Below are 443 nucleotides of genomic sequence, written 5' to 3'. Positions count from 1 at the left end.
GTGATGCGGTCGTCGGTCTCGACGCTGTTGTCGGCGCCGCGCAGCTTGGTCGCGGCCAGCCAGCCGCGCGGGTGGTACTCGTAGTCGGTGACCACGTTGTTGGCATCGAGGATCGACAGCGGCCGGCCCTGCGGGTCGTAGCCGAGGATCTCGGTGGCGCGGCCGAGCGCATCGATCGTCTTGCGCAGGTCGCCCTTGCGGTAGGTGCACAGCGTTGGCTGGGTGGCGCAGGTGCTGTCGTCGCTGCCGTAGTACTGGTAAGTCACCACGTCGTTGACGTCGCTGCGCGGGCCGTCGACCGACTTCAGCAGGCCCAGGGTTGGGCAGGTGCTGTTGGCGGCGGCGACGTCGGCGGCTTCGCAGTAGGCGTAGGTGGTGGTGCGGGTCTGGTTGGTGGTGGTATCGCGCACGGTGACCGTGACCGGTTGCAGGCGCGCATTGCG

General features: G+C 68.6%; 1 protein-coding gene. It reads right to left on the bottom strand.

The features are described from left to right. Positions 1–443: RHS repeat domain-containing protein (locus TX83_RS19810; protein ID WP_261370208.1), on the bottom strand; the 443-nt coding region annotated here is incomplete at both ends.

This window comes from Lysobacter antibioticus HS124 (genome assembly GCF_000336385.2).
Classification (GTDB): domain Bacteria; phylum Pseudomonadota; class Gammaproteobacteria; order Xanthomonadales; family Xanthomonadaceae; genus Lysobacter; species Lysobacter firmicutimachus.
The sequence above is the reverse complement of the archived record's forward strand: the minus strand, read 5'-3'. Positions and strand labels throughout refer to the sequence as shown.